Origin of the sequence: Lentzea sp. JNUCC 0626 (genome assembly GCF_043632865.1) — a bacterium.
GTDB lineage: Bacteria > Actinomycetota > Actinomycetes > Mycobacteriales > Pseudonocardiaceae > Lentzea.
This window is the reverse complement of the sequence record NZ_CP171635.1, coordinates 8,265,408-8,291,864: the sequence shown is the minus strand read 5'-3', so window position 1 is coordinate 8,291,864 and position 26,457 is coordinate 8,265,408. Positions and strand designations below refer to the sequence as shown.

Below are 26,457 nucleotides of genomic sequence, written 5' to 3'. Positions count from 1 at the left end.
AGCCTAGTGGCGTTCGCCGTCCATCAGCTTCTGCAGCACGGCGCGTTCGCGCGGATCGCGGTCGTGTCGCTGCAACCGGATGCGCGCGGCCTCCGGAATCGCGTCCTTGGCCTTCGGGTCGACGTTGGCCATGAACGACCTCAGGAACCGCCAGCGCGTCAGCTTCATGACCGGCGCGAGGTGGGCGACCGTGAGCGAGACCCAGCTGAGCGCGACGTCGAGCCTGCGGTCACCCTTCGTGGCGCTCGCCCAGTCCAGGACCACCGGCCCCTCCGGCCCGAGCACGACGTTGCCGGGGTGCAGGTCGAGGTGCAGCAGGTCGCCCTCGCCCTCCAGGAAGTCGGGCGCCGCGATGACGTCGAGACGGTGGTGCAGGTCGGCGAGGTCCGCGCCGAGACTGCCGGCGAGCCACGGCTTGCGGCCGATCTCCTCCGACATCCGCGGGCCGGGCACGTACTGCATGACGAGTTCCTGCTCGGTGGCCTCGTGCACGCGCGGAACGGGGATGCCGTGACCGCTCAGGTACATCATCATCTCGGCCTCGCGCCGCAGGTCACGACCGGTGCGGGTGCGCTTGACCAGCAAGCCGTCAGACCGGATGAAGACATCCGATTCCTGCCCGCTCGCGAGATGTTGACGTTGCGCGACGCTGCGCATACCTGCCGTCATGTGACGATCATCATCGATATGATCCGAAACACAAGGGCCGAACGGCTCTAGTGCGGCTCTTCACCCGTTTGAGCTCGGCGTGCGTCGTTCTGGCACTCTCTTCCGGTGGAGATCTCGCCCAAGGACCGCTTCGTCACCGTCTACGGCCGCAAGCCAGTGCTGGAAGCGCTGGACGACCCGGCGTTGTCGGTGGACAAGGTGGTGCTCGCCGACACGGCTCGCGGCCCCGCCGCCCGCGAGATCCTCGACGCGGCGCGAGGGCGTGGGGTTCAGGTCCAGCGCGCCACCGCCCAGCGCGTGAAGGTGCTGGCGGGCAACGGCAAGCAGGACCAGGGCGTGCTGGCCGACGTCGTCGCCCCGCGCATGAAGCCACTGGCTCTGGCGTTGGAAGAGGGCTCGATGCGTTCGGTGCTGGTGCTGGACGGCATCACCACGCCCGCGAACGTCGGCATGATCCTGCGCACCGCGACCGCCGCGGGCATCGACGGCATCGTCGTCCCCCGCCGAGGCGTCGCCTCGATCGACCCGCTCGTGGTGAAGGCCTCCGCCGGAGTGGCTTTCCGAGCGCCCGTGCTGCGCTGCGGCACCTCGGCGGAGGCCTCGGCTTTGTTGCGGGCTTCCGGTTTCGCGTTGTTCGCGTTGGATTCCCACGCGTCCGACACGATTTATTCCGCCTCTTTCGAAGGCCCGGTGGCCTTCGTGCTCGGCGGCGAAACATCCGGAATCAGCGACGACGTGGCCCAGCACATCACGTCACGACTGACGATTCCGATGGCGGCGGGCGTGGAATCCCTGAACGTGGCCTCAGCGGCAGCCGTGCTCTGCTTCGAACTGGTCCGCCGAGGTTTGTGACGCCCGTCAGATCCAGTCGACGTGGTACCCGTTCACCCGCGGGTACCCGAGCAACGACGTGCACGCGGCCACCGACGGCTCACCCCGAACCCGGCCGATCGTCCCGTACGAGTCCCAGACCCCCAGACCGTTCGTGCAGTGCGCAACGGCCCTGAACCGCCCGGGCCGCCCGTCGTCGCAGTAGACCTCGACGGTGCGCCCGTCCCGCAGATAATCCTCGTAGCAACCGCGTTCCTGAGCCTGCGCGGGTGATGCAATTGCCGTGGCTGCAATGGCGACTGCAACACAAGCGACAATTCTTCGCATTTTCTCCCCTATGCAATCCGACCGGCTGACCAAAAAGACGCTAGCCGCTGCCGTTTTAAGGGGCAATGACGCCGCAGGGTGAACCCTCAATCGCGGAGTGCGATCGCTAGCAGGATTTCCAACTCCTCAAGGGTGGACCGTGTCGACCGATGGTGGACACCGACCATGCCGGCCTCCGCGGCCCCTCGGACGTTGATCGCCAGGTCGTCGACGAACACGCATTCGGTTGTCTTGAGGTCGAGCTCGCGTGCCGTCAGCTCGTAGATCCGGGTGTCCGGCTTGGCCAGGCCGACCTCGCCCGAGATGACCGTCGCGTCCAGGAGGGCAGTGAGGTTCGGGGGTGGCTGCCACCAGCCGTCCGCGTTGGACAGCAGGGCTGTTTTGAGGCCCTGTTGCCTCGCCTTTTTGAGGGCGGTGAAGAGGGGTGGTTCTGCGGGGTTGTCCTCGCCGGGGTCGGTGAGGACGCCGCCGTAGTCGAGCACCAGGGCTTTGAGCACGGTTCGGACCGTACCCACACTTTCGGGTGTTCGGCGTCCTGATGTGGCGGCTCGTTCGCCTGGTTCGGCATGCCCCCAGGTATTCGTCGTCTCGCTCCGTATGAACCGCCCGTTGGTGGCGCCGCGTTTGTGCCGCTGCCTCGGCCTCGGCCTGTTTGGGTGCCGCTGCCGGTGCCCGTGCCGCCTGCTTTGGACGCCGGTCGGTTGGTCGGCGTCGTGTTGGAGGTGTTGGACGGGCGGCGGGTGGTCCGGTTGTTGCGGGAGGTTTGTGTGCCTTCTGTGGCTGCTCGGTTGGGTGCTTCGGTTCGGGCTTCGTCCACTCGGATGGTTCGGCCGCCTCGTGTTTGTCACCCTGCTCGGTTGGTCGGGGAGATTTCGGTGACTGTTCGGCGCGGTGGGCGGTTTTTCGCTGTGGCCGCTCGGGTCGAGCATCGGGGTGGGCGGTGGTGGTTCACGTCGTTTTCGGTGCTGGAGTGAGGTGGTTGCGTTGGGGTGCAAAGACTTTGACGAGCGTGGTCCAGTCATCGCCGCTTCGCGACGATAGGGATTGGGGCTTGACTTCGGGGCCCTTGCGAGGCGCTTCACGGACCGGAAAGGCCGGGCTGAAAAGCGCCCGGCCGAGCCACAAGTGGTAGCACCTCGCACCCAAAGTCAAGCCCCAATCCCACGCGTACGTGGCTGAGTTGCGTTGGCATGTCACCACACCGCTTTGCCGATCTGCGGCGCTCATGCGGGCTCGCCTTCGGCTTCGCGTGCCTGGGCAGCGTGCTGCCTGTCCGCCTTCACCCCCTGCCCCGCCTCACCCTCCTCCCCGCCCCGCCTCTCCTGCCCTGCCCCGCCTGCCCTGCCTCGCCCCCGCCTGCCCTGCCCTGCCCTGCCCCGCCTTGCCTCGCCTTGCCCCGCCCGCCTTGCCTCGCCTTACCTCGCCCCGCCCCGCCCCGCCCCGCCTTGCCTTGCCTCGCCCCGTCTCGCCTCGCGTCGCCCCGCCTGCCCTGCCCTCCGCAGGCCCGCCCCTCCCCGCCCTGCCTCCGCCGTCCTCCCCCGGAAATGCAGAGTGGGCCGCGTCCCTGAGGAACGCGGCCCACTCGGTGGTCGTGCGGTGGTGCTGGCTAGCGGGTCTTGCGCTGGTTCTTGGCTGCCTGACGGGCCGCCTCGCGGCGCTCCTTGCGGGTGCCGCCGCCCTGCTGGGCCTGGGCGCCACCCTGCTCGCCGTGCTCCTCGACGCCGCCGTCTTCTGCCGGGCCGCTGTAGCTCAGGTTCTGCTGGCCGGGGCCGCCGAGGCCCTTGCCGCGCAGGGCAGGCGGGATGGCGTTGCCGCTGGCCAGTTGGGCCATGGCCGGGCCCGCGGGGGCCTGGGCCTGCTGCTGTGCCTGCTGCTGGGCTGCTGCTGCGGCCCTTGCCCTGGCTCGGGCGCCGCCTCCGCCGCCGTTGCCCGAGACCTGCGGGAGCGCCTGCGGGGTGGCCGCGAGGGTCACCGGCACCTCCGGCTCGGCGGGCTGCTCGGGCTCTGCTGCCTCTACCTGGAGGTTGAAGAGGAAGCCGACGGTTTCCTCGCGCAGCGCGTCGAGCATCGCGTTGAACATCTCGAAGCCCTCGCGCTGGTACTCGATGAGGGGGTCGCGCTGCGCCATGGCGCGCAGGCCGATGCCCTCCTTCAAGTAGTCCATTTCGTACAGGTGCTCGCGCCACTTGCGGTCGAGCACCGAGAGGAGGACCCGGCGTTCCAGTTCACGGGTGGCGCCTTCGCCCACTCGGCCGTCGATGTCCGTCTCGCGGTTGCGGTAGGCCTCCATCGCGTCGTTCACGAGGGCGTCGCGGAGGAACTCGCGCGTGACGTCCTCATCGGACTCGAGGAGTTCGTCCGCGTTGACCGAGACCGGGTAGAGGGTCTTGAGGGCGGTCCAGAGCTTCTCGAAGTCCCAGTCCTCGGCGTAGCCGTCGGAGGTGGCGCCGTGGACGTACTCCTCGACGACGCTCTCGATCATGTGGTCGACCTGCTCGCGCAGGTCCTCGCCCGCGAGGACGCGGTGGCGCTCGGCGTAGATGACCGTGCGCTGGCGGTTCATGACCTCGTCGTACTTGAGGACGTTCTTGCGGATCTCGAAGTTCTGCTGCTCGACCTGGGTCTGCGCGCTGCGGATGGCACGGGTGACCATCTTGTGCTCGATCGGCTGGTCGTCCGGCACGTTCAGGCGCGTCATGACCATCTCGACCATGGCGGCGTTGAAGCGGCGCATCAACTCGTCCTGGAGGGACAGGTAGAAGCGCGACTCGCCCGGGTCGCCCTGACGGCCGGTGCGGCCTCGGAGCTGGTTGTCGATGCGGCGCGACTCGTGGCGCTCGGTGCCGAGGACGTAGAGACCGCCGGCCTCACGCACCTCGTCGGCCTCCGCCTTGCCGAGGGTCGTCAGTTCCTCGACGACCTTCGCCCACTCGGCCTCGTACTCCTCCGGCGTGGTGACCGGGTCGAGGCCGCGGTCGCGGAGCTCGTGGTCGGCGATGATGTCCGGGTTGCCGCCCAGCACGATGTCGGTACCGCGGCCGGCCATGTTCGTCGCGACGGTGACGGCGCCCTTGCGGCCCGCCTTCGCGATGATCAGCGCCTCGCGGTCGTGGTGCTTCGCGTTCAGGACCTCGTGCGGGATTCCCTTGCGCACCAACAGCTTCGACAGGTACTCGGAGCGCTCGACGCTCGTCGTGCCGATCAGGACCGGCTGGCCCTGCTCGTGCTTCTCGGCGATGTCCTCGGCGACGGCCTCGAACTTCGCCTCCTCCGTCTTGTAGACGAGGTCGGGCTGGTCGGTGCGCTGCGGCGGGCGGTTCGTCGGGATCGGGACGACGCCCAGCTTGTAGGTCTGGTGGAACTCGGCCGCCTCGGTTTCGGCGGTACCGGTCATGCCGCCGAGCTTCTCGTAGAGGCGGAAGTAGTTCTGCAGGGTGATCGTGGCGAGAGTCTGGTTCTCCGCCTTGATCTCCACGCCCTCCTTGGCCTCGATGGCCTGGTGCATGCCCTCGTTGTAGCGACGACCGGAGAGCACACGACCCGTGAACTCGTCGACGATCATCACTTCGCCGTTGCGGAGGATGTAGTCCTTGTCGCGGTTGTAGAGCTCCTTCGCCTTGAGGGCGTTGTTCAGGTAGCCCACCAACGGCGTGTTGGCCGCCTCGTACAGGTTGTCGATGCCGAGCTGGTCCTCGATGAACTCCACACCGAGCTCGGTGACGGCGACCGTGCGCTTCTTCTCGTCGTACTGGTAGTGGTACGACTTCGACTTCTCCTCGATGACCTCGATGCGGTCCTTCTGGGAGAGCTGGGTGACGTCGATGCCGCGCATGCGCGGGGCGAGGCGCGCGAACTCCGTGTACCAGCGAGCGGACTGCTCAGCCGGGCCGGAGATGATCAGCGGGGTGCGGGCCTCGTCGATGAGGATCGAGTCGACCTCGTCGACGATCGCGAAGTAGTGGCCGCGCTGCACGCACTCGTCCAGGCTCCACGCCATGTTGTCGCGCAGGTAGTCGAAGCCGAACTCGTTGTTCGTGCCGTAGGTGACGTCCGAGTTGTAGGACGCGCGGCGCTGGTCCGGCGTCATCTCGGAGAGGATCGCGCCGACCGTGAGGCCGAGGAAGCGGTGCACGCGGCCCATCCAGTCCGCGTCGCGCTTGGCCAGGTAGTCGTTCGTGGTGATGACGTGGACGCCCTTGCCGGCGATCGCGTTGAGGTAGACCGGCATGACCGAGGTCAGCGTCTTGCCCTCACCGGTGCGCATCTCGGAGATCTGACCCAGGTGGAGCGCCGCTCCACCCATCATCTGCACGTCGTAGGGCCTCTGACCCAGGGTGCGCTTCGCGGCTTCGCGGGCCACGGCGAACGCCTCGGGGAGCAGTTCGTCGAGCGACTCGCCCTCGGCGTAGCGCTTCTTGAACTCCTCGGTCTTGCCGCGCAACTCTGCGTCGGAGAGGTCCACCACCTCGTCTTCCAGGTGGTTGATGTGCTGTGCGATGTTGCGGAGGCGCTTGAGCATCTTGCCCTCGCCGGAGCGGAGCAGTCGGGACAGCACCATCTGGATAGACCTCATCACCTGTATCGCGGCGCGCCCACGTCGGACGCCTTTCCCCTGCCCATCGTAGGCAAGTCGCCAAGATGTGTGCACGGACACAGGCGGATTGCCACGCCCGACCTGGAATCCGCAGGTCAGGTGCTGTTTCCGGGATCTTCCCGAACCCACCTGTCGCCGGTGCCCCCACCTCGGCTACTGATGTGGTGAACGCATGAGGACCGCGTAAAGGTTCCTGGCCCGGCGGATTTCACCTTGACGGTGAACGTCACGGGGTCAAAAGGGGCCGGGTGGCGGTAGACGGCACGCCCGGGGCCAGCGCAAACGCACGCCGCCGCCCCGCACGCGAGGGGTGCGGGGCGGCGGCGGTCGAAGGAACGAGGGTCCGTGCGGGTCAGGCCAGCCTGATCACGCCGTAGTCGAATCCCTTCCGGCGGTAGACGACACTCGGGCGCCCGCATTCGGTGTCGGCGAACAGGTAGAAGTCGTGTCCGACCAGTTCCATCTCGTAGAGGGCCTGGTCGACGGTCATCGGTTTGGCGGCGTGCTCCTTTTCGCGTACGACGCGTCCGGGCAACTTGTCTTCGAGGCCGTCGTCCCAACGCTGCGCGGGCACTTCCGCCATGCCCTCGTAGTCGGCCTCGGGTGCGTCGAGCACCGCGGTCTTGGCGCGGCGCGACGTCATTGCTTCGCCGGCGGACTGGTCCATCAGCCCGCTTGTCGCTTCGGCCACCGAGATCGGGGCGCGGGCCCCGTGGTGGACGCGCCTGCGGTCGTGAGACCGACGCAGACGGTTCTCGAGCTTCGCGACCGCTGCATCAAGCGCGGCGTAGAAGTCACCCGCGCAGGCTTCGGAACGGACCACGGGTCCACGTCCCTTGCCGGTGATTTCGACCCGCTGGCAGTTCTTCGACTGGCGGCGGTTCGGTTCGTGGAAAAGCTCCACGTCGAAGCGGATGACCTTGCGGTCGTAGCGCTCAAGCCGGGCCAGCTTTTCGGCGACGTGAACCCTGTAGTGATCGGGCACCTCGACGTTGCGGCCCTTAACGACGATGTCCATACACGACCTCCCTCGCTTTGCTGCGAGCTATGGCTGGACTGCTTTAAAAGCGCCGTGGCGATCTTGGATCGCGGATGTGTCGCTGAGGGTTGTCCCCTCGCAGCTCTCACGGCGCCAGGATCATGGGCTGTTCGCCTCCTCCCCGCGGGCCGGGAACGCTGATAGCGGTGCACGTTAGCTTGGGATTCACCGTCGCGTAAGCCCCCTTGACGGGGGAACAACGAGATTTTTTGGTGACTACGCAGCGCGACGACAGCCTGTCGTCACTCACTTCCCGAGCGTGCTCCGAACCAAACCCCACAGCACCTCGCTCACCCGAACGGCGCACCCTCGTAGCTGCACTCGACGGCAGTCTCGCTGCGTCGAACGGCTCCCGTTGCGCCCTCATACCCAGCCAACGGGCGACCCGCGCGTCATGTTCCCGAAACCTGGAAGAGATCAATTCCGAACCACTTCCGGTACGCCTGACGCACTTCTTCTGGCGCCTTCGGGCAGTGCGGATGCCCGATCACGGGCCTGTCACGCCCGGCTGAACGGCGGATTTCGCCCAATCACGGACAAGGGTGTCGATCACCGCCGACACGGCACGCAGGGGCCATTCAATGAATAACCGCTGGTCAGCTCCATACGTGAATAATCGTTAACTTGAGGCGCGCGTGAGGGGGCCTTGAGCGGGTAGTGCGCGTGGCTGGGCAGTACGGCTGCGGGCGCTTGATCGTCCGTGCCGATGTGCGGACTGATCGGTTCCGAAACATCGGCTCAACAGTCGCTGGGACAAACGGGTCGAAACGAGTCACCGGATCTTGGGACGTCGTCACAGAACTCTTGCCGAGCAGGGGATTTCTCCTCGCGCAGCGGCGCCCGGAGATCGACAACGTCACCTGAACTTCACCCTTGTGGGCGGTGCCGAAAGACCCCGTGCGCGGTCCGTCCCCGGGCTGCCCCCGATTTTCTGTCAGACCTCGCCGCCATCCTGAATCCATGACAGCACTCGACCTCCTCGTCCCCGCCCACTGCTCAGGCTGCGGCCGCGCCGGAACTCCCTGCTGCGCCAAGTGCCTCGACACCTTCGGCCCGCCCGCGCGTGTGCAGGTGCCGGGTGTGGCGCCGCCTGTGTGGACACTCGCGCCATACGGAGGCGCGGCCCGCGAACTGGTGCTCGCCTTCAAGGAACGCGGCGCCCACGCACTGGCGGCCTGGTTCGGCGCCCTCGTGGCAGCCGCCCTGCTCGCGATCGGACCTCCACCTTGGACTCTCGTGCCGGCCCCCTCTCGCCGCAGTGCCGCGCGGGACCGAGGGGGCGACCACGTGCTGCGGATCGCGCGGGAGGTGGAGGTGGCCGCGGTGGCACCGGTGCTGCGGCTGGCGGCCGGGGTGGCGGATTCGGTGGGGCTGGGGCCGGGGGCTCGGCGGCGGAACCTGGAGGGGCGGGTGGAGGTGCACGGGGTGGAGGAGGCGTTCGGGGTGGAGGAGGCGTTCGGGGTGGAGGAGGCGTTCGGGGCGGCCGGGTTGGTGGGCGCGCGGGGGCCTGGGCCGCCTGGGGGCTTGGCTCCGCCGAGGGCTGGGCTGCGGTCTGGCGGCGCCGCTGGGACCACGGTGCTGCTGGACGACGTGGTCACGACCGGGGCTACGGCTTCGGCCTGTGTGCGGGCGTTGAGGCAGGCCGGGGTGCGGACGCACGCCGTGCTGGTGCTGACGTCGGCTCGGCCGCCCAGGCCCGGCGAGTAGGGACCGCTGGGGATCTCGACGGCGCGGCTCATGCCGCACGCCGCCAGCAGCGCGGCTGGCGTTGCGCAGCTCTCGCGGTCAGCTCAGTTGCGAAGGCGAGCATGCGTCAGCTCGACCGAGCCGCCCCAGCGCCGTCCGCCAACTCCACGCCGTCAGCCGAACCACCGATCCCCCGCCGAACCGCGCACGTCCTGCGGCAGCCGGCCGAGGGATGCGCGAGCGGTCAGCCCGGGTAGAAGACCAGGGTGCCCGGCGGTACGCGGATCGCGCTCGACTTCCACACGTCCGTGATGTCCGAGGCCGACCACAGGCCCGAAGGGTCGACCACCTGCACCTGGCGTGCCGCCGCGGCCGCCACCGAGCCCACCGGGACGGTCAGGTTGGACTGGCTGTAGCGGTCCATCTTGTAGCCGTCCGTGTAGACCTTGCTGACCGGCCACGAAGGGAGGTTGGTGGAGACCGCCAGGACGTCCTGGGAGAGCCAGTCGATGGACTGGACCGCGGAGCCCAGGACCGTTGGTTGCAGTTGGCGGGGCAGGCGCAGGGCCACGTCCTGGGCGTTGCGGACTACCGAGGCCACGTAGAGCTTGCCTGCGATCACCAGGGCTGCCTTGGTCCCGTCGCGGGACAGGCGCATCTCGCTGATCGAGCCGAACGGCTGGAGGTCGGTGATGTTGACCGCCTTGGCCGTCCAGCTGCCGTTGTCGGCTCTGGTCACGCGGGCCACCGAGTTGCCGTTGACCGCGGTCCAGACTTCGGTGCCCGGTTCCTTGGGGCCGCTCGAGAGTTGCCAGGTCGGGCGGGTCAGGGTGGTGGCGCTCAGGTCCACTTCGGACAGGTCCTGTTCGAGTTCTCCTATTCGCAGGCGCATCGAGCTGCCTGCTCTGGAGACCACGGCCAGGCGGGAGCCGTCGAGGGACTGGGCGGCGGAGACGGCGTTGTAGGCGCCGGAACCCGCTGGGCCCTTGATCGGGTTGTTGTCGGTCAGGGAGCGGACGCTGCCGTCCGAGACGAGCATGCCCTGGAGGTTCGAGTTCAACGAGAGCAGCGCGTCGCCCGCTGTGCCCGCCACGTCGGACGGGCGGTAGTCGCGCTGGTCCGGAAGGATTTGCTGGCCGTCGACCAGGACGCGCACACGAGAGGAGGTGACGCCTGAGTACGACTTCACGACCTGCGCGACGATCTGCTTGCGCTTCTCCGGGGTCAGGTCCTTGCCGACGTTGGTGAGGTTGACTTCCAGGGCTCCGTCGTCGGATTCCTTGGTGTCGGAGAACTTGTCGGTGTCCGGGCCCAGGGCGCTGACGAGGGTGTCGCGTGTCGTGTCGCCGGGGCCTGCGAGCAGGAGTTCGGTGACGCGGGTCGGGATGCTCGTGGCCGGTGGGATCACGACGTAGCGCGGATCCGGCACCAGGACGGTGAACTCCGGGTTGTAGAAGTAGAGCGTCACGCGGCGGTACGTGCTGTTGAAGACGTTCTGCGGCATGACCACGCCGGTGGGCGGTTCGGAGATGCGCCACTGGTTCTCGGCGTTGCGCTCGACCTTCACGGCCTTCATGTAGTCGCCGAACAACGAGGTGAAGGCGTTGTCGCTGCCCAGGCGGCCGACGTTCTTGCCCTGCAGGAGAACGGTCTGCGTCTTGTCCTGCGCCGACGCGGAGGTCGGGACGGTCGAGAAGCCGGTCTCGATGATGGTCGGGTTCTTGGTGTCCCAGTTCTTGTTCGCGTCGGGCGTCAGGAACGCGCGGGCCGCCGCGTACTCGCCGTCCGGGTTCGCCGTGGCTTCGAGGAACTGGCGCACGAGCGTCAGCGGGTCGATGTTCGGCAACGGCTCGGGGGCCGCCGGCGTGTTGGACGCCTTGTTGTCCTTCGAGCCGATCGGCTTCGGCTGGGTGTTCGTGGGGATCGCGGCGCACCCGGTGAGCGTCACGAGCACGAGCAGCAGCAACGCGAGGCGCTTCACCGCACTTCCTCCGAAACCTCGTCCACCTTCGCGGCGGGGGTGCCGTCGACGGGCTCGGCGGGCTGCCAGGTGATCTCCTCGGGACGCAGCTCGATCTCGCCCGGCTCCTCCTCGGGGAGCGGTTCCTCCACGACGGCGACGGGTTCGAGTTCGAGGGCGGGGGCCAGCGGCAGCGGGCTCTCGCGGAGTTCCTCGCCGTGGCGGCGGGGCAGCGTCAGGCGGAACACGGCGCCGTGGCCGGGTTCGCCCCACGCCTCCAGCCAGCCGCCGTGCAGGCGGGCGTCCTCGAGCGAGATCGAGAGGCCGAGGCCGGTGCCGCCGGTGCGGCGGTTGCGCGACGGGTCAGCGCGCCAGAAGCGGCTGAACACCAGGTCCGCCTCGCCCTGGCGCAGGCCGACGCCGTGGTCCCGCACGGTGATGGCGACGGCGTCGTCGTTGCCGCGCATGGTGAGTTCGACGGGCTGGCCCTCGCCGTGGTCGATGGCGTTGGCGAGCAGGTTGCGCAGGATTCGTTCCACGCGGCGGGAATCGAGCTCCGCGACGAGTTCCGAGTCAGGCAGGTCCAGCACGACCGGCGAGTTGGCCGAAGTCGAGATCGCGCGCACCGAGTCGTGCGCGCGGCGGGCGAGCACGCGGATGTCGACCTGGTCGGCGGTGAGTTCCTCGACACCGGCGTCCAGGCGCGAGATCTCCAGCAGGTCGCCCAGCAACGACTCGAACCGGTCGAGCTCGTCGACCAGCAGCTCGGTGGAGCGGGCGAGACCGGCGGGGAACTGCTCGCGCGAGGCGTGCAGGACGTCCGCGGCCATGCGGACCGTCGTCAACGGCGTGCGCAGCTCGTGCGAGACGTCCGAGGTGAACCGGCGTTGCAGCTGGCCGAACTCCTCCAGCTGCTTGAACTGGGCCTGGATCGACTCGGCCATCTCGTTGAACGACTCGGCCAGCCGGGCCACGTCGTCCTCACCGACGACGTGCATTCGTTCGTGCAGCGTGCCGTCCGCGAATCTCTCCGCGACCTCGGCCGCCTGCCGGACGGGCCGGACGACCTGCCGCGTCACGAGGTTGGCGATCAACGCCAGCAGCACGAGCAACACGATGCCGCCGACCGCCAGCGTCGACTGCACGACCTCGGCCGTGCGCTGCTCGGCGGTCAGCGGGAAGATCAGGTACAGCTGCATGGAACGCGCGTACGTGCTGATCGGCAGGCCCACGACGAACAACGTGGTCGGCTGGCCGTCGCGCTGCACCGTGTGGATCTGGGTGCCGGAACCGCCGTCCTCGACCATCTCGCGCAGGCCGCGCGGCACGTCGTCGAGCTTGCCGACGGACGGCACGCGCCCACCACCGGCCGAGCTCTGCCCGTCCGCCAGCACCGGTTCGAACGCACCGGCGCCCGCCGTCGTGGCGTCCGTGCCGGCACCGCCCACGGCGAGCTTGTTGATCGCGCTGGTGAACCGCGTCTGCACGCTGTCCGGACCGGGGTTGAGACCCACCAGGTCGGACTGGATCAGCGCGCGCGAGGCCAGCGCCTGGCGCACCGCGGCCTCGTCCTTGGTGCTCAGCAGCTGGTTGGTGATCTGCATCTGCAGCACCATGCCCAGCACGAACACCACGGCCGACGAGAGCGCGAGCGTGGACACGACGACGCGCAGCTGGAGCGAACGACGCCAGAGGTCACCAAACGCGGCCCACCGCTTGCGCGCTTCCTCGACGAGGAACCGCGCCCGAGCGGCGACCGGCCGTACGAACTTCATACGCCACCTGTCACGGAGGGCCGGCCTTGTACCCGACACCGCGAACAGTCAACACCACCTCAGGGTGTTCCGGGTCCCGTTCGACCTTGGAACGCAGCCGCTGCACGTGGACGTTCACCAGGCGCGTGTCGGCGGCGTGGCGATAACCCCACACCTGCTCGAGCAGCACCTCGCGGGTGAACACCTGGCGCGGCTTGCGGGCCAGCGCGACGAGGAGGTCGAACTCCAGCGGCGTGAGCTGGATCGGCCTGCCCTCGCGCAGCACCTCGTGGCCGGGGACGTCGATCGTGAGATCGCCGATCTGCAGGACCTCGGACGGCTCGGCCTCGGTGCGCCGCAGGCGCGCCCGGATGCGAGCCACCAGCTCCTTGGGCTTGAACGGCTTGACGACGTAGTCGTCCGCACCGGACTCGAGGCCCAGCACCACGTCGACCGTGTCGCTCTTCGCGGTGAGCATCACGATCGGCACGCCCGACTCGGACCTGATCGCCTTGCAGACGTCGATGCCGTTCATGCCCGGCAACATCAGGTCGAGCAGCACGAGGTCGGGCTTGAGCTCGCGCAGCGCGGGCAGGGCACGGGCACCGTCGGCGACCACCGCGGTGTCGAAGCCCTCCCCGCGCAACACGATCGTCAGCATCTCCGCCAGGGCGGGGTCGTCATCGACGACGAGCACGCGTGCCTTCATACCCAACATCGTTGCACTGCCGGTCGGGAGTTCGCGCACCGCCCACGTTGAGTTACCGCTGGTGGCGGTGCGCGCTCGTTCGGTCACCGGCCGGAACTGTCGTTCCACGTCCCCCACCTCACCCCGTTTGACCTGTTCGTCGCCGGAGTAAGCGCGCGCGGATCACCTTTCGTTACCAGGTGTTCTCACCCCGTGCGGACGCCTGCGGCCAGCCAGATGCGCGCGTCACCCACCTTCCGGGGATCGGTGATCGCCGGCACCGCGCGCTCGTGCCGCGCGGCGAGATCGACCTGATGCGTCACCTCGGCGTCCCAGCCGTGGCTCTCCAGCCACCCGACCGGATCCTCCACGTCGGACTGCCAGCGGGCGTCCAGCTGGTCGAACCGCCGGTGCACGGCCTTCATCTGCGGCAACTCGCGGAACGCGCGGTTGACGTGTTCGAGCGCGAGCGTGCTGTCCTTCGCCGACAGCGCGCTCACCCAGTGCAGGAGCCGTTCACCGGCGTCCGGGGGCAGGAACATGAAGAGGCCCTCCAGCAACCACGCCGTGGGCCTCTTCGGGTCGAACCCCGCGCGGATGAGCGCTGTCGGCCAGTCCTCGCGCAGATCGCACGGGACCACCACGCGGCCGCACGCCGGTTCGGCGCGCAGGTCGTGCAGGGCGTCCTCCTTGAACTCGATCAACTCGGGCAGATCGAGTTCGAAGAGTGTCGTGCCTGGTGGCCATTGCAGCCGGAACGCTCTTGTGTCGAGGCCCGCCGCCATGATCACCACCTGGGGCTGGGCGTTGTCCAGGAGTCGGTCGTCGAAATAACGGGTGCGCAGGACGAAATGATCGCCCGCGAGGGTCCGGACGCCGTTCAGGTCGTTCGCGGAGCCGGCGGCCTCCACGAGTCCTGCGGCCAGGGGGTCGTCGAAGAGGCGGCGGAGACGACTTTGCTCATTGGCGCGGGCGGCAGCGATCAGCACCGCCGTACGGGCGACACCGACCGGGGAGCGCTGCAGAACACGCTTCAAATTGCGATCTCCTATACACTCACAGTGACTAACCGGACACTCGATCGTGTCAATCGGTACGCACGTGAGCGACCACTCAAGGAGTGAAGAGTGGTCCCAGAAGCGAATGAAAGTTCACGTTTGACCGCCCGTCGACCACTTGCCACGGGGCCAGCCAGCCGATGTTCGCCAATCCGTCGTAAACGACCCCGCACCGCGACTGGAGCGAGCCATCGGATTCGTAAATGTCACGGGCCCGCGATTCGTCGGCCTGTTCGCGCTTGGCCGCCCGCTCGGCCGCGACCTCCACGGGCACGCGCAGCAGCAGGTGCAGATCGGGCACGGGCAGCCCGAAGCGTTCGATTTCCAGCTCGTGCACCCACCGCACGAACTCGCCGTGCTCGTCCTGGTGCAGCCGCGCGGCGCTGTACGCGGCACTCGACGCCACGTACCGGTCCAGCAGCACGACGTCGTGCTCCTCGAGGTCCTTGCGGATCTCGTCGGCCGCTCCCCTGCGGTCGAGCGCGTAGAGCACGGCCATCCCGTACACGGAGTCGCTGAGGTCGCCGAGCCGGCCGTAGAGACCGTCGCGGACCAGGTCAGCGTGCACGCTGATGCCGTAACGGGGGAACGCGTGGCTCGCCACGGTCCTGCCCTGCGAGGCCAGCGCCTCGGTCAGTCCGTTGGCGAGAGTGCGCTTCCCGGCACCGTCGAGGCCTTCGATCACTACGAGCTTTCCCACGCCAGAACCCTAACGGGACCGGCTGCGGGACCGGTTCCGCCCACTCACACGGCGGCAGGAGGTCCCCCACACGGGCGAAATCCGATCTTTCGATCACCAGAACGAGTGACTACGGTGAACAGTCACACGGCGCGTGTGTGAAGGGTAGGTGCCGCGGTGGCCGCGGATTCCGGGCACGCCGGGTCGGTCGACGAGCCGATCGGTAACCCGACCGGGGGTCTGCCGACCCCTCTCGCCGAGACGCTGCGCTACGGGCCTTTTCACCGCGCATTGCGCGAGGCGATCGCCCACCGGGGCCTCTCGCTCGCCCGGCTGCGCGCACATCTCGAGCAGCTGGGTGTCCAAGTGGGCCAGTCGACGCTCTCGTACTGGCAACGCGGGTTGCGTCATCCCGAGGTCCCACGGGCCATCACGACGGTGCGCGCGCTGGAGTCCGTGCTGCGCCTACCGCCGTCGTCCCTGTTGGACCTCATCGGCCCGCGCAACGCCAACACGTACGCACCGCGTCCTGTCGCGACGTGGCCGGAGCCAGCGCCGCTGCTCGCGACGTTCGACTCGGTGCCGGAGGCCGCGAGGGGCAACGCCGACCTGGAAGTGCTCTCGGTGCACGACACCGTCCAGATAGGCATGCACCGCGAACAACGCTCCATCACCACCCGGCTGGTCGTGCGCGCGACCCGACAGGGCCCCGACAGGTACCTGGCGATGCACCACGGCGACGACGGCTCGTTGATCGAGAACGCGATGGTGAGAGCCGGCGAAGGCTGCAGGCAGGGACGCCTGCGCCGGGAAAGCGCTTCCCGCAACCTCGCCGTGGAGATGCTGTTCGACCGGCGGCTCGCGGCGGGCGAGGAGCACGTCTTCAGCTTCACGATCGTCGACGACACCGGCAACGCGACGCCGGGCCACCACCGCACGTTCCGCGACCGCTGCGGCTCGTACCTGGTGCAGCTGTCGTTCCACCGGCGCGCGATGCCCGCGCGCTGCATGAAGCAGTTCCTGGCCTCGGCCGACGCGACGCCGGTCGACGTCGACGAGCTGGTGTGCGGGCTCGGCGGCGTCGTGAGCGCCTACTTCGGCGACGTCGGGCCGGGGATCGCGGGCATCGCCGTCGAGTGGACCTGATGCCCGGGAAGCTGGGGCGAGGAAAGCGAGAGCGCTAGTTCAGCAGTGAGTTAGAAGGAAGCACTCTCATGGCCTCGCGTCAGTCACGCTAGCAGTCGCGGCGCTCAGGCTTCCAGCAGTTTGTCGAGCTGGTCCACGGTCGTCAGGTCGACGTGCAGCCGCTGACCGTCCGAACTGGACTTGCGCCGGATCAGCTCAGCGAGCCGTCCGACCGTGAAGTGCTTGCGCGCCAACACAGCGCGCGTGATCACCCGCAACGCGTCGTGGTTTCGCTCCACCTGGTTGCCCCAGGCCACGCCGCGCAGGTACAGGTGCAGCCACGTGGCGACCCAGCCCTCCTCGCACCGTTCGAAGATCACCGGAACGGCGACTCGACCGGTGCCGCGCATGGCGCTGCGCGCCCGCACGGTGCTCGGTTCGAACGGCTTGCCCTTCTGGTCGAGATCGCGCGACATGAAGCCGAACATCGACTCGGCGACGTCGTCGAAGCTCTCCCCGAGGTAGATGTTCACCTGCGGCAAGACGTACTTCGTGCGGGCCGCGCCCGCCGGGATGTCGATGAACTCCGTCGCCCCCTCCTCAGCGGTGGTGAGGTCGCCCGAGTAGACGGCGCCGTCCGACCGGTGGTTCGTCCACGAGACGGACCCGGCGTAGTCAAGGTCGGCGCCCAGCAGCACGGCCGACAGGTCGTAGTCGGTGGTCCTCTCCGCCTGCCGCCAGTAGGTGAAGAACCGCAGCAGGTCACCTTCGAGCCACACCTTCGACCCACGCGGCAGCACACCGAATCCTTCCTCGGAGTTGTTGCCGGACAACGGAAGCACGACGTCCAACGCCTCCGGGTCTACGGTCAGCTCCGACACGACGGGAAGCCTGCGGACCAGTTCGTCCTCGATCACCGTCACGATCGCACGGACCACCTGTGGGTCGAGCGGCTCGCGCTCGTCGTCGGTGATCCACACCCGGCGCGACCGCGACGCGAAGAACCTTGCGGCGTCGGGCTTTCCGCGGTTCTCCAGGTGTTCGAGCAACGAGCACAACACACGCCCCGACGCGTCCGGCGCGGCCTTGCGCACCGCCTCCACGACGAGGTCGGGCTCCGTCGTGCTGCGCAACAGGCGGTCGACGTTGCGCAACAACATGCCCGGCGCAGAGGCGAGCACCTCGATGGCCTTGCGGATGTCGTTGTCCTGCAAGGCCATGTCCAACCGCCCGGCGAACGACCGCGCGGTCTTGTCCCCGCGTGCCACCGCGAACACGTCCTGCGCGTGCGGCCACTGACCGAACTCGTGCGCGTGCAGCCGTTCCCCGAGCCGCTTCCACTGCTCACGGCGTTGCCGGACGTCACCGAGCTTGCCGGGGTTGTCCTTGACCACCTCGTCCAGCGCCGCCAGCAGCGCACGCCGCTCCGGCCGCCGGAACGACCGGAAGCGCGTCGGCTGCACCAGCGTCACGTCGCCCCCGCTCGACTGGCACGCGATGCGCAGCACGTCCGTGACGGTGTCGACGGCGAACGGGAGGTTCCGCGCCATCCGCGCGGCGTTGATGACCGCGCGGTTCTCCCGCACCGGCACGGATTCCGGCATCTCCGCGCTCTGCTCGGCGAGTTCGGTGAGGATCTCGAGGTCCGCCTCGCCGAGCGGCGTCGGACTCGTCGCGAGCTCCAGGTACAGCCGGTGCGTCTCCTCCTCCAACGTCCCGCCGAGCCGCAGCATCTTCAGGTGTCCCTTGACGGACGGCAGCAGGTCGTCGTGCGCCGCCAACATCTCCTCGTAGGTGTGCTGGAGCGTGCCGTACCGCGGCAACGCGAGCAGGTTGCCGCGGCCGATCTCGTGGAAGTCGGGCACCTCGCGGCTCAACGCGTCCCGGACGCAGTCAGCCCAGAACTCCACTGTGTCCGGTACACCGTGCGGAAAGTCCTTGAAGTACGGGTTGTGCTGCACGTCGTCACCGACGAGCGCGCGCACGGCGTCGACGACCAACCGCGTGTACGCGCCGGGCCGCGCGAGCCCGGAGACGTGGTCGAGGAGGTCCTTCGACGCCTTGAACCCCACCTGGACCAGCACGGCGTCGAGCTGCCTGGCCTCGGCCCGACCGTCACCGGCGGCGCCCGTCGAAGTGGGAACGCGCAGGGTCTTCCTGATGATGGTCGTCAGCACATCGTCAGTAAAACCCGCACGTCAACCGAGTTCCGCCAGCTTCTTGAGCGCTTCGTCGTACCGCTTGCGATCGAACGTGAACGGCCCGAAGCCCTCGTACACGCGCCCGTTGCGATGCGGTCGGCGGAAGTGCCGCCACACGACGGTGTTCTCGTCCGCCGTGATGTCCGCGACCAACGGCCCGCAACTCGCGATGCCGCACGTGCACCCGAGCACCAGCTGAGCCTTGCCCGGCTGGAACGGCTTCGCGTCGAGATCGTCTTTGCGCACCCCGCTGAACGCGGGCTCGTCGTCCTCGTCCTCGACCTGGAGCCAGTCGATCAGCGAGGAGCCGTCGAGCACCGGCACGACGACGTTCTCGTGCACGACGTCGTGCGGCTCGATCGACAGCTCGAACTCGTTCACGTCCTCGATGGTAATTCCGCGGCGCAACGGGAAAACGTCAGTCGTCCCTGCCCCAGTCGAGGCGGTCCGCCAGCCCCTCGACGGCGAACGCGGCCTCCAGGTCCGCGCGCCCCTCGGTGAAGTGCGCCCAGCCGTCGTAGTGGACCGGCACGATCTGCCGGGCGTCGAGCAGCCGTGCCGCCTCCGCCGCCTGCTTGCTGTCCAGGACGATGCACTGGCCGTCGAACAGGGGCGCGCGCGGTGCGCCCGCGAACAGGATCGCCGTGCCGACCGGGGCGTAGCGGTCGGCGATCTTCCGCACCTCGTCCAGCGAGGCGTTGTCGCCGCTCACGTAGACGGACGGCAGGTCGTCGGCGGTGAGGACGAAGCCGATGACCTCGCCCAGCACCGACTCGACGTGCTCGCGGGTGCCGGGGCCGTGGACGGCGGGGGCCGCGGTGACCACGACCGTGCCGCCGTCGGGCCGCTTCAGCTCGATCGACTCGAAGTCGGCGAGGCCGGTGACGTGGTCGCCCAGGTCTGCGGCGCTCACGGTCGTGATGACCTGCGGTACCTCGGCCAGCAGGGCTCGGCCGGCGTGGTCGAGGTGGTCGGGGTGCGGGTGGGACAGCAGCACCACGTCGATCCGGCCCAGGTCGGCGACGGTGCCGCGGGGCGACTCGGTCTTGACCAGCTGACCGTTGGGCACCGGGTACTCGCCGGGGGCGTCGAAGGTCGGGTCGGTCACGAAGTTCAGGCCGCCGTAGGAGAACTGGGTGGTGGGGCCGCCGAACGCGCGGACGGGGACGTGCTGGGACATGAGTTCTCTCCATGGAAGGCCGGGGTTGTAGTTCTGAGTCTGTCGACTCAGAATAGAGGTGTCAACCGGCTGGGACACTGAGGAGGTGACCTCGCGAACGGAACCCGCGCGGTCCGGTCGGCCGTTGGGCTTCGACCGGGCCGAGGTGCTCACGCGGCTGATGGCGTTGTTCTGGCAGACCGGCTACGACCGGGTGACGCAGCAGCAGATGGCCAAGGCCTCGGGGCTGTCGACCTCCAGCCTGTACAACACCTTCGGTACGAAGGCACAGACGTACCGGCTGGCCATGGACAACTACCTGGAGCAGATGGTGGCCGTCCTGGAGCCGCTCACGCACGGCACCAGGGGCCGCGAGGACGTGCTGGAGATGCTGGACCGGCTGGCGCACGTGCTGGACACGTCGCAGGGCAGGTACGGCTGCATGGCGACCACGGCGATGGTCGCGCCCGTGGACGAGCACATCGCGCAGGCGACCGAGCGGTACCGCGACCACATCAGGGAGGGCTTCCTGAAAGTCGCCGAACGAGCGCGCGCACTCGGCGAGAACGCGCCCGAACCGCAGACCGCGGCCAACCTGATGACGGCGGCCGTGCTCGGCACGATGACCATCGCCCGGGCCGCGCCCGACAGCCCGGAACTGCACGCCCAGTTGGACGCGCTGAGGGCGTTCGCGCGGAACTGGGTCAGCTGAGCTCTGCGGGCAACGGCAGCCCGAGTGCGGTCAGGAAGCGGCGGGTCTTCACCTCGACGAACACCTCGCCGTCGTCGATGTCGTCGACGTCCTCGGCCTCGTCCCACTCGAAGCCGTCGGGGTCCTCGTCCTCCGCCAGGTACTGCAACAACTCGGCCTGCATGGCCGGCACGTCACCGCCGGGGTTCAGCTCACCCCACCAGGCGGCCAGCCCGGCGGCCTCGCGCAGCACGTCCGTCGGGTCGGAGGCGTTCGGGTTCTCGAAGTACGTGCGCGGCGTCAGGCCCAGGTAGGCGACGCCGGAACCGGGGCCCGCCGGGGCGTAGACGACCGAGGTGATGTCGCTGTCGTGGACGTCGATCCACAGCGACGGCTCCGCGAGGGGCGGCAACTCGCCCTCGGACAGCGTCTTCCACGAAGCGTTCTCGTAGGCGAAGGTGCCGAAGAAACCCACTGTCGCCAGTCCTCTCAGCTGATGTCGACGCCGCTGACCGGCGTGCCGTCCGGAAGATCCTTGACCTTGGCCCACAGCTGTCCGTGGACCGACCAGCAGACCTCCTCGTCCACCACCTCGAGATTCTCCACGGCGTCGGTTCCGCCGCGCCCAACGGGTGAGCGCCCACGAAACGTTCGAACACCTTCGGTCCCCTCAAAACGACGACGAGCCCCCGCAGCGGCGGGGGCTCGTCGAACGGACGAACTCAGTAGCGGTAGTGCTCCGGCTTGTACGGGCCCTCGACGTCGACGTCGATGTACTCGGCCTGGTCCTTGGTGAGCTTGGTCAGCTCGCCGCCCAGCGCCTCCAGGTGGATGCGCGCGACCTTCTCGTCGAGCACCTTGGGCAGGCGGTAGACCTCGTTGTCGTACTCCTTGTGCTTGGTGAACAGCTCGATCTGCGCGATCACCTGGTTGGAGAAGGAGTTCGACATCACGAACGACGGGTGGCCCGTCGCGTTGCCCAGGTTCATCAGGCGGCCCTCGGACAGCACGATGATCGTGCGGCCGGTCGGGAAGACCCACTCGTCGACCTGCGGCTTGATGTTGTTCTTGCGGATGCCGGGGTAGCGCTGCAGGCCAGCCATGTCGAGCTCGTTGTCGAAGTGGCCGACGTTGCCCAGGATCGCCTGGTGCTTCATCTGCGACATGTGGTCGACGGTGACGACGTCCTTGTTGCCCGTCGTCGTGATCACGATGTCCGCGAGCGGCAGGACCGACTCGAGCTTCGCGACCTGGTAGCCGTCCATGGCGGCCTGCAGGGCGCAGATCGGGTCGATCTCGGTGACGATGACGCGGGCGCCCTGGGCGCGCAGCGACTCGGCCGAGCCCTTGCCGACGTCGCCGTAGCCGCAGACGACCGCGACCTTGCCGCCGATCAGGACGTCCGTGCCGCGGTTGATGCCGTCGACCAGCGAGTGGCGGATGCCGTAGCGGTTGTCGAACTTCGACTTGGTGACGGCGTCGTTGACGTTGATGGCCGGGAAGAGCAGCTCACCGGCGGCGGCCAGCTGGTACAGGCGCATGACGCCCGTCGTGGTCTCCTCGGTGACGCCGCGGATGCCCTCGGCGATGTTCGTCCACTTCTTGCCGTCCTTCTCGAGCGACGCGCGGAGCGTGTCGAGAACGATGGTCCACTCTTCCGAGTCATCTTCGGACGCCGCCGGGACGACACCGGCCGCCTCGTACTGGACGCCCTTGTGGACGAGCAGGGTGGCGTCGCCACCGTCGTCCAGGATCATGTTCGGGCCCTTGCCGTCCGGCCACGTGAGCATCTGCTCGGCCGTCCACCAGTACTCCGGCAGGGTCTCGCCCTTCCACGCGAAGCAGGCGACGCCCTTGGGCTCCTCCTCCGTGCCGTGGGGGCCGACGACGACGGCGGCGGCCGCGTGGTCCTGCGTCGAGAAGATGTTGCAGGAGGCCCAGCGCACCTCGGCGCCCAGGTCAACCAGGGTTTCGATGAGAACGGCCGTCTGGATCGTCATGTGCAGCGATCCGGAGATGCGGGCGCCCTTGAGCGGGTACACCCCGGAGTACTCGCGCCGGAACGCCATCAAGCCGGGCATCTCGTGCTCGGCAAGACGGATCTCCTTGCGACCGAACTCGTGGAGCGACAGATCGGCCACTGCGAAGTCGATGCCGTTGCGGGTCTGCAACCGGTCCGAGGTCATTGCGAAGTCCTCCAGGGCACTTCAGAGCGGGTGTCGTCCGACCATACCGCCCTCTGATGCAGCACTATGGCCCCCACGTTGGGTGAGGGAGGTCTCGGGTGTTGATTGCCGGCCCGGACACACGTGTCGTCGAATTGCGTGTACACGGCGTTCAAGGAACGACGCCGCAGACGCTGGTCGACGCCGTTGCGGCCGTGGACGTTGCGGGAGACGGGCTCGGACGCATCGTGCGTCCTGCCGACCGGCTCCGCAGACCAGCGCCCGGACCTGTGCTGCAGACCGAGGGACGGCCGATTCCCCGTGTGGTGGAGGGATACCTCTGGGGTGGAATGACGTCCGGGGGTGTGGCGAAGGCCACGTGGGCGTTGCTCTTCCCCTTCAGCATCGCGAACGTCGCGCACTGGATGCTCCCTCCCGTCCCCGAGCGGAATCTCCCGGCCCACCTGCTGGGCATCGGCCTGCGGTCGTTGTTGCGGGTGTTCGCACTGCTGCTGACGGCGTTGCTGATCGCGCAGATCTCCGTGGTCAGCCTCGATCTGCTCGCGGCGCAGTGCCTCCGTCCTGGCACCGCGTGCCTGACCAGCATTCCGGACGACGTGCGCGCCTTCCCCTGGTTCCGGGCGTTTTTGGGACTTTTGCCAATCCTCGTGGTGGTCGCCGTGATGCGGCGGATCTCGCACGTCGAGTGGCGGATCGAACGGCGGGAGATCGCCGACGCCGAGGAACAGGAGAAGCAGCCGTCGTCCGGACTGCCCGGCGCGCACGTCGCGACCGACCCGGACACGCCGGCGTTGCGGTCGCTGCACGTCGTGACGGCGTTGGCGGTGGCGGCGCTGATCGCGTTGGGCGGACCGCTGAAGCAGCTCACCGCGACCGGCGGGATGGGCGTGGCGATCACGGTGGCGTGGGTCGTGTCACTCGTGCTGATCGGTGTGTCCGTGCTGGGTGTGCTGCTGCTGGACGACCCCACGGGCGGTGCGCCTCATCGCGGCGGACGGTGGTTGCGGGCGGCGTTGGGACGTAAGCCCCGGCGGGTGTTGCTCGTCCTGTCGGTGCTGCTGGTGCTGACGACGTTGGGCTTGCAGGAGCAGATCCCGTTGCGGGTGCCGGGTGCGGACGTGACCGTGCAGGTCGTGGCGTTGCTGATGGCGTTCGTGCTGGTGCTGTTCGGGTTGATGCTGGTGCCCGCGGCCCTGCTGGCGCGGCGCACCTGGCTGTCGTTGCCGCGCGAACTCCGGCCGTGGGCCGGTGGCTGGTTCTCGGCTCCCGTGCTGGCGATCGCCGGGCTGCTCGGCGGCGGGTTCGGTGCGGGGGTCGCGTTGCCGGTGCGCAAGGCGCTGGGCTCGGAGCTGGCGCTGCCGGTCGGCTACAACTACATCACTCTCCTGTGGGGTGTCGCGGGCGCGTTGGCGCTGCTGAGCATGTTCGCGGTGGCGTCGTTCACCGGTGCTGTGCGGTGGCGGGCGTTCCGCAAGGGCAAGGTGTGGGCGCGTGAGGCGTCGTTGCTGCACTCCGGACGTATGCGCGACCTTCGTGCCGCGACGCGTGCGTGGTGGTGGGCGCGCTGGGAACGCAACCACGGCCATCGCATGATCATGATCGTCGCGGGCGTGCTGGTGGTGGGCGCCGTGCTGGCCTCGTTGCTGCGACTGCGGAACGTGCCGCTGGCGTCGTGGACAGCGCCTTTCTCGGCGTTCGGCGTGTTCGTGCTCGGACTGCTGGCGGTGGCCTTGCTGCGCGCGGTCTACCTCGCGGCACGGCAGCCGGAGTCGGGACGGCGGCTCGGGATCATCGCGGACATCGCGCAGTTCTGGCCGCGCGAAGCTCACCCGATCGTGCCGCCCTGCTACGCGTTGAAGGTCGTGCCGGAACTCGTCGCCCGCGTGCAGGACCACCTGCGCGACCCCGGCACACGCGTCGTTCTGTGCGGGCACTCGCAGGGGTCGTTGCTGGTCGCCGTTGCCGCGGCTCGACTGTTGGAGGACCTGCCCGCGCACGACCGCGAACGGATCGGGCTGGTCACCGCCGGTTCGCAGCTGCAGTGGGCTTACCCGCGGGCGTTCCCGGCGGTGGTGCCGCACGCGTCGCTGGCCCGGCTGGCCGGTGGGTTGGACGGACGGTGGCGCGCGTTGTGCCGGGGCACGGACCCGTTGGGCGGCGCGGTGACGACGTGGCGGCGGCAGGTGTTCGACGGCATGTTGCTCGGCGTCGGCTACCGCGAGGACGGCTCGGAGGGCGCGTTGGCCCCTGCCTTGCGCGGGCCTACCGGGGCTTTGGTGCTGGGCGGTGATCACTGGCTGCCGGATCCGCAGCGGGGGCCGTTCCCCGGTCGGCGGTGGCGGTCCGGGGTGTCGGGGCACGCGGACTACACGTCGGATCCGGAGTGGGATCGGGCGGTGGCGGTCGCGGCGGGGCTGCTGCAGGTGGACGCGCCGGAGTCGCCGGCGCTGCCGTTCGCGCGCAAGCCGGAAACTCGGTCGCGGGACGCGTTCGGCGGCTCCTAGTCTCCGGTGCGTGCACGTCTTTCGGGTGACCAAGTACGACCCGGCGCACTTCGACGGCTTCAGGTACTTCGGTCCTGAGGACGTCGGGAATCCCGTTCGGTGGCACGTTCTGCGCACAGCCCTGCCCGATGACGACGGTGTCGTCCGAGTTCGTTGGAGTGCATGACCATGGTGACCGGTGAGCTCGTCCGACTGCGGCCCGTCGAGCCCGAGGACGCCGACGCGTTCAACCGCTGGCACAACGACGACGACGTGATGCGGTGGCTCCAGAGCTACTACCACTCGTCGCTCGCGTCGACGCGCAAACGCTTCGCCGACCGGCAGGAGAACTCCTACGAGAAGGTCACCTTCTGCATCGAGACGTTGCGGGACGGCAAGCTCATCGGGGTCGTGGTGCTGCGGGACGCGGATCCGGTCAACGCGCGCGCCGAGGTCGACATCTACATCGGCGAGAAGGACCACTGGGGTGGCGGGTTCGGCACCGACGCACTGCGGACGGTGTGCCGGTACGGGTTCGACACGATGCGGCTGCACTCGATCGAACTCGGTGTCGTGGAAGCGAACGAGCGCGCGATCGCGTCCTACAAGAAGGTCGGGTTCCAGGTCGACGGGCGGTTCCGGCAGTCGTTCTTCCGCGACGGCGAGTGGCACGACGCGTTGCTGATGTGCGTGTTGAAGGACGAGCTCACCTGAGGGCGGGCGCGAGGTGACCGATCGCCTCGCGCAGGTGGTCCTCGACGGACGCCGTGCCGACCACCACCAGGCCGGACGGGCGCAGGTCGACCCAGCGTTGCACGGCCAGGCGGGCGGCGGCGGAAATGGCTGCGGCCAGGACTTCCGCGCCCAGCTCCGACGTGCCGAGGCGGGCGGCGACGACCTCGACGATCGGCGGTTCGAGCGACGTCACCGAGTCCAGGTAGGCCTCGCGCAGGGCCGGCGTCGAGGTGATCAGGGCCAGTGCCTCGGTCGGGGGTTCGCGGTACTGCTCGGCGAACGCGGCGATGATCGACTCGACCAGCGGTTCGTCGTGCGGCCGGGAACGCAGGGCTTCGGCCACTCGCAACGCCCGGGAAGCCGTGATGCCGGCGACGATCGCGTGCTCGCGGCTCGGGAAGTAGTTGTTGTAGGTGCGCGGTGAGACGTTCGCCGCCTCGGCGATCTCGTCCACCCGCACCTCGTCCACGCCCTTCTCCAGGGCGAGCCTCAGTGCCGCAGCCGACAGCGCCGCTCGGGTCTCGGTCTTCTTGCGTTCACGCAGTCCCACGCGATCACTGTAGAGACCTGTTGCAACACGATCACTACCGAT

23 protein-coding genes are annotated in these 26,457 nt (G+C 68.6%); 7 read left to right on the top strand and 16 right to left on the bottom strand.

The window, feature by feature from the left end; all coding sequences use genetic code 11:
- Nucleotides 1–3 precede the first annotated feature (3 nt).
- Nucleotides 4–669, bottom strand: a complete 666-nt coding sequence (locus JNUCC0626_RS38710; protein ID WP_394615618.1) for a phosphotransferase — start codon at nt 667–669, stop codon at nt 4–6.
- Nucleotides 670–774: 105 nt separating this feature from the next.
- Here JNUCC0626_RS38710 and JNUCC0626_RS38705 point away from each other — a divergent pair, with 105 nt between their 5' ends.
- Entirely contained in the window at nt 775–1,521 is a 747-nt protein-coding gene (locus JNUCC0626_RS38705; protein ID WP_394615617.1) for a TrmH family RNA methyltransferase, read from the top strand.
- Between the two features lie 6 nt (nt 1,522–1,527).
- Here the strand turns inward: JNUCC0626_RS38705 and JNUCC0626_RS38700 are convergent, their stop codons facing one another.
- Both JNUCC0626_RS38700 and JNUCC0626_RS38695 read right to left on the bottom strand, forming a co-directional pair.
- A complete protein-coding gene (locus JNUCC0626_RS38700) occupies nt 1,528–1,827 on the bottom strand; it encodes a hypothetical protein (protein ID WP_394615616.1) in 300 nt (99 codons plus the stop codon).
- Nucleotides 1,828–1,913: 86 nt separating this feature from the next.
- Complete coding sequence (locus JNUCC0626_RS38695) at nt 1,914–2,324, bottom strand: HAD-IA family hydrolase (protein ID WP_394615615.1); 411 nt, start codon at nt 2,322–2,324, stop codon at nt 1,914–1,916.
- 69 nt (nt 2,325–2,393) lie between these two features.
- Here JNUCC0626_RS38695 and JNUCC0626_RS38690 point away from each other — a divergent pair, with 69 nt between their 5' ends.
- Entirely contained in the window at nt 2,394–2,801 is a 408-nt protein-coding gene (locus JNUCC0626_RS38690) for an Rv3235 family protein (RefSeq protein WP_394615614.1), read from the top strand.
- A 632-nt stretch (nt 2,802–3,433) separates the two neighbouring features.
- Here the strand turns inward: JNUCC0626_RS38690 and secA are convergent.
- Together secA and hpf are read right to left on the bottom strand one after the other, a co-directional pair.
- The gene (gene secA / locus JNUCC0626_RS38685) at nt 3,434–6,385 is read right to left on the bottom strand and encodes a preprotein translocase subunit SecA (RefSeq protein WP_430623486.1); all 2,952 of its coding nucleotides are present in this window, start codon (nt 6,383–6,385) and stop codon (nt 3,434–3,436) included.
- Between the two features lie 388 nt (nt 6,386–6,773).
- Nucleotides 6,774–7,439: a ribosome hibernation-promoting factor, HPF/YfiA family gene (gene hpf / locus JNUCC0626_RS38680; protein WP_394615613.1), complete on the bottom strand. Its 666-nt coding sequence runs from the start codon at nt 7,437–7,439 to the stop codon at nt 6,774–6,776.
- Nucleotides 7,440–8,420: 981 nt separating this feature from the next.
- Between hpf and JNUCC0626_RS38675 the strand changes: the two genes are divergently transcribed.
- On the top strand, nt 8,421–9,167 hold the full coding sequence (locus JNUCC0626_RS38675; RefSeq protein WP_394615612.1) for a ComF family protein: 747 nt from the start codon (nt 8,421–8,423) through the stop codon (nt 9,165–9,167).
- Between the two features lie 223 nt (nt 9,168–9,390).
- Here JNUCC0626_RS38675 and JNUCC0626_RS38670 read toward each other — a convergent pair whose 3' ends face one another.
- The 5 genes from JNUCC0626_RS38670 to JNUCC0626_RS38650 all read right to left on the bottom strand — a co-directional run bounded on the left by JNUCC0626_RS38670 (nt 9,391) and on the right by JNUCC0626_RS38650 (nt 15,306).
- The gene (locus JNUCC0626_RS38670) at nt 9,391–11,127 is read right to left on the bottom strand and encodes an LpqB family beta-propeller domain-containing protein (RefSeq protein WP_394615611.1); all 1,737 of its coding nucleotides are present in this window, start codon (nt 11,125–11,127) and stop codon (nt 9,391–9,393) included.
- Complete coding sequence (mtrB, locus tag JNUCC0626_RS38665) at nt 11,124–12,881, bottom strand: MtrAB system histidine kinase MtrB (RefSeq protein ID WP_394615610.1); 1,758 nt, start codon at nt 12,879–12,881, stop codon at nt 11,124–11,126. Before mtrB ends, JNUCC0626_RS38670 begins: the two co-directional genes overlap by 4 nt.
- A gap of 10 nt (nt 12,882–12,891) precedes the next feature.
- The gene (gene mtrA, locus JNUCC0626_RS38660) at nt 12,892–13,569 is read right to left on the bottom strand and encodes an MtrAB system response regulator MtrA (RefSeq protein ID WP_030471262.1); all 678 of its coding nucleotides are present in this window, start codon (nt 13,567–13,569) and stop codon (nt 12,892–12,894) included.
- A gap of 185 nt (nt 13,570–13,754) precedes the next feature.
- Nucleotides 13,755–14,585, bottom strand: coding sequence for an SAM-dependent methyltransferase (locus JNUCC0626_RS38655; RefSeq protein ID WP_394615609.1), 831 nt, complete (start codon nt 14,583–14,585; stop codon nt 13,755–13,757).
- A gap of 76 nt (nt 14,586–14,661) precedes the next feature.
- Entirely contained in the window at nt 14,662–15,306 is a 645-nt protein-coding gene (locus tag JNUCC0626_RS38650) for a dTMP kinase (protein WP_394615608.1), read from the bottom strand.
- A gap of 156 nt (nt 15,307–15,462) precedes the next feature.
- Between JNUCC0626_RS38650 and JNUCC0626_RS38645 the strand changes: the two genes are divergently transcribed.
- Entirely contained in the window at nt 15,463–16,431 is a 969-nt protein-coding gene (locus JNUCC0626_RS38645) for a hypothetical protein (RefSeq protein ID WP_394615607.1), read from the top strand.
- A gap of 104 nt (nt 16,432–16,535) precedes the next feature.
- Here the strand turns inward: JNUCC0626_RS38645 and JNUCC0626_RS38640 are convergent, their stop codons facing one another.
- The 3 genes from JNUCC0626_RS38640 to JNUCC0626_RS38630 are packed head-to-tail and all read right to left on the bottom strand — an operon-like array spanning nt 16,536 to nt 19,791.
- The gene (locus JNUCC0626_RS38640; protein WP_394615606.1) at nt 16,536–18,587 is read right to left on the bottom strand and encodes a hypothetical protein; all 2,052 of its coding nucleotides are present in this window, start codon (nt 18,585–18,587) and stop codon (nt 16,536–16,538) included.
- A 21-nt stretch (nt 18,588–18,608) separates the two neighbouring features.
- The gene (locus JNUCC0626_RS38635) at nt 18,609–18,992 is read right to left on the bottom strand and encodes a hypothetical protein (RefSeq protein ID WP_394615605.1); all 384 of its coding nucleotides are present in this window, start codon (nt 18,990–18,992) and stop codon (nt 18,609–18,611) included.
- A gap of 37 nt (nt 18,993–19,029) precedes the next feature.
- Complete coding sequence (locus JNUCC0626_RS38630; RefSeq protein ID WP_394615604.1) at nt 19,030–19,791, bottom strand: MBL fold metallo-hydrolase; 762 nt, start codon at nt 19,789–19,791, stop codon at nt 19,030–19,032.
- An 85-nt stretch (nt 19,792–19,876) separates the two neighbouring features.
- Here JNUCC0626_RS38630 and JNUCC0626_RS38625 point away from each other — a divergent pair, with 85 nt between their 5' ends.
- The gene (locus tag JNUCC0626_RS38625; RefSeq protein WP_394615603.1) at nt 19,877–20,482 is read left to right on the top strand and encodes a TetR/AcrR family transcriptional regulator; all 606 of its coding nucleotides are present in this window, start codon (nt 19,877–19,879) and stop codon (nt 20,480–20,482) included.
- On the opposite strand, the gene JNUCC0626_RS38620 is transcribed toward JNUCC0626_RS38625, so the two are convergent.
- Together JNUCC0626_RS38620 and ahcY are read right to left on the bottom strand one after the other, a co-directional pair.
- Nucleotides 20,475–20,936 (bottom strand): hypothetical protein, encoded by a 462-nt coding sequence (locus tag JNUCC0626_RS38620; RefSeq protein ID WP_394615602.1) that lies wholly within the window; start codon nt 20,934–20,936, stop codon nt 20,475–20,477. The genes JNUCC0626_RS38625 and JNUCC0626_RS38620 overlap by 8 nt on opposite strands.
- Before the next feature lie 247 nt (nt 20,937–21,183).
- Entirely contained in the window at nt 21,184–22,647 is a 1,464-nt protein-coding gene (ahcY, locus tag JNUCC0626_RS38615; protein WP_394615601.1) for an adenosylhomocysteinase, read from the bottom strand.
- Between the two features lie 329 nt (nt 22,648–22,976).
- Here ahcY and JNUCC0626_RS38610 point away from each other — a divergent pair, with 329 nt between their 5' ends.
- Together JNUCC0626_RS38610 and JNUCC0626_RS38605 are read left to right on the top strand one after the other, a co-directional pair.
- Nucleotides 22,977–25,151, top strand: a complete 2,175-nt coding sequence (locus JNUCC0626_RS38610; RefSeq protein ID WP_394615600.1) for a hypothetical protein — start codon at nt 22,977–22,979, stop codon at nt 25,149–25,151.
- A 168-nt stretch (nt 25,152–25,319) separates the two neighbouring features.
- Nucleotides 25,320–25,844 carry a GNAT family N-acetyltransferase gene (locus JNUCC0626_RS38605; protein ID WP_394622196.1) on the top strand — a complete coding sequence of 175 codons (525 nt, stop codon included), beginning with the start codon at nt 25,320–25,322 and terminating at the stop codon, nt 25,842–25,844.
- On the opposite strand, the gene JNUCC0626_RS38600 is transcribed toward JNUCC0626_RS38605, so the two are convergent.
- A complete protein-coding gene (locus JNUCC0626_RS38600) occupies nt 25,837–26,415 on the bottom strand; it encodes a TetR/AcrR family transcriptional regulator (protein ID WP_394615599.1) in 579 nt (192 codons plus the stop codon). The genes JNUCC0626_RS38605 and JNUCC0626_RS38600 overlap by 8 nt on opposite strands.
- Between the last annotated feature and the right edge of the window lie 42 nt (nt 26,416–26,457).

Bases quoted from the DNA above. Each gene is read 5' to 3' on its own strand.
- hpf (WP_394615613.1), bottom strand. From the start codon at position 7,439: ATGGACATCGTCGTTAAGGGCCGCAACGTCGAGGTGCCCGATCACTAC.
- JNUCC0626_RS38690 (WP_394615614.1), top strand. From the start codon at position 2,394: ATGCCCCCAGGTATTCGTCGTCTCGCTCCGTATGAACCGCCCGTTGGT.
- JNUCC0626_RS38675 (WP_394615612.1), top strand. From the start codon at position 8,421: ATGACAGCACTCGACCTCCTCGTCCCCGCCCACTGCTCAGGCTGCGGC.
- JNUCC0626_RS38605 (WP_394622196.1), top strand. From the start codon at position 25,320: ATGGTGACCGGTGAGCTCGTCCGACTGCGGCCCGTCGAGCCCGAGGAC.
- JNUCC0626_RS38700 (WP_394615616.1), bottom strand. From the start codon at position 1,827: ATGCGAAGAATTGTCGCTTGTGTTGCAGTCGCCATTGCAGCCACGGCA.
- JNUCC0626_RS38630 (WP_394615604.1), bottom strand. From the start codon at position 19,791: ATGTCCCAGCACGTCCCCGTCCGCGCGTTCGGCGGCCCCACCACCCAG.
- JNUCC0626_RS38610 (WP_394615600.1), top strand. From the start codon at position 22,977: ATGACGTCCGGGGGTGTGGCGAAGGCCACGTGGGCGTTGCTCTTCCCC.
- JNUCC0626_RS38710 (WP_394615618.1), bottom strand. From the start codon at position 669: ATGACGGCAGGTATGCGCAGCGTCGCGCAACGTCAACATCTCGCGAGC.
- ahcY (WP_394615601.1), bottom strand. From the start codon at position 22,647: ATGACCTCGGACCGGTTGCAGACCCGCAACGGCATCGACTTCGCAGTG.
- mtrA (WP_030471262.1), bottom strand. From the start codon at position 13,569: ATGAAGGCACGCGTGCTCGTCGTCGATGACGACCCCGCCCTGGCGGAG.
- mtrB (WP_394615610.1), bottom strand. From the start codon at position 12,881: ATGAAGTTCGTACGGCCGGTCGCCGCTCGGGCGCGGTTCCTCGTCGAG.
- secA (WP_430623486.1), bottom strand. From the start codon at position 6,385: ATGGTGCTGTCCCGACTGCTCCGCTCCGGCGAGGGCAAGATGCTCAAG.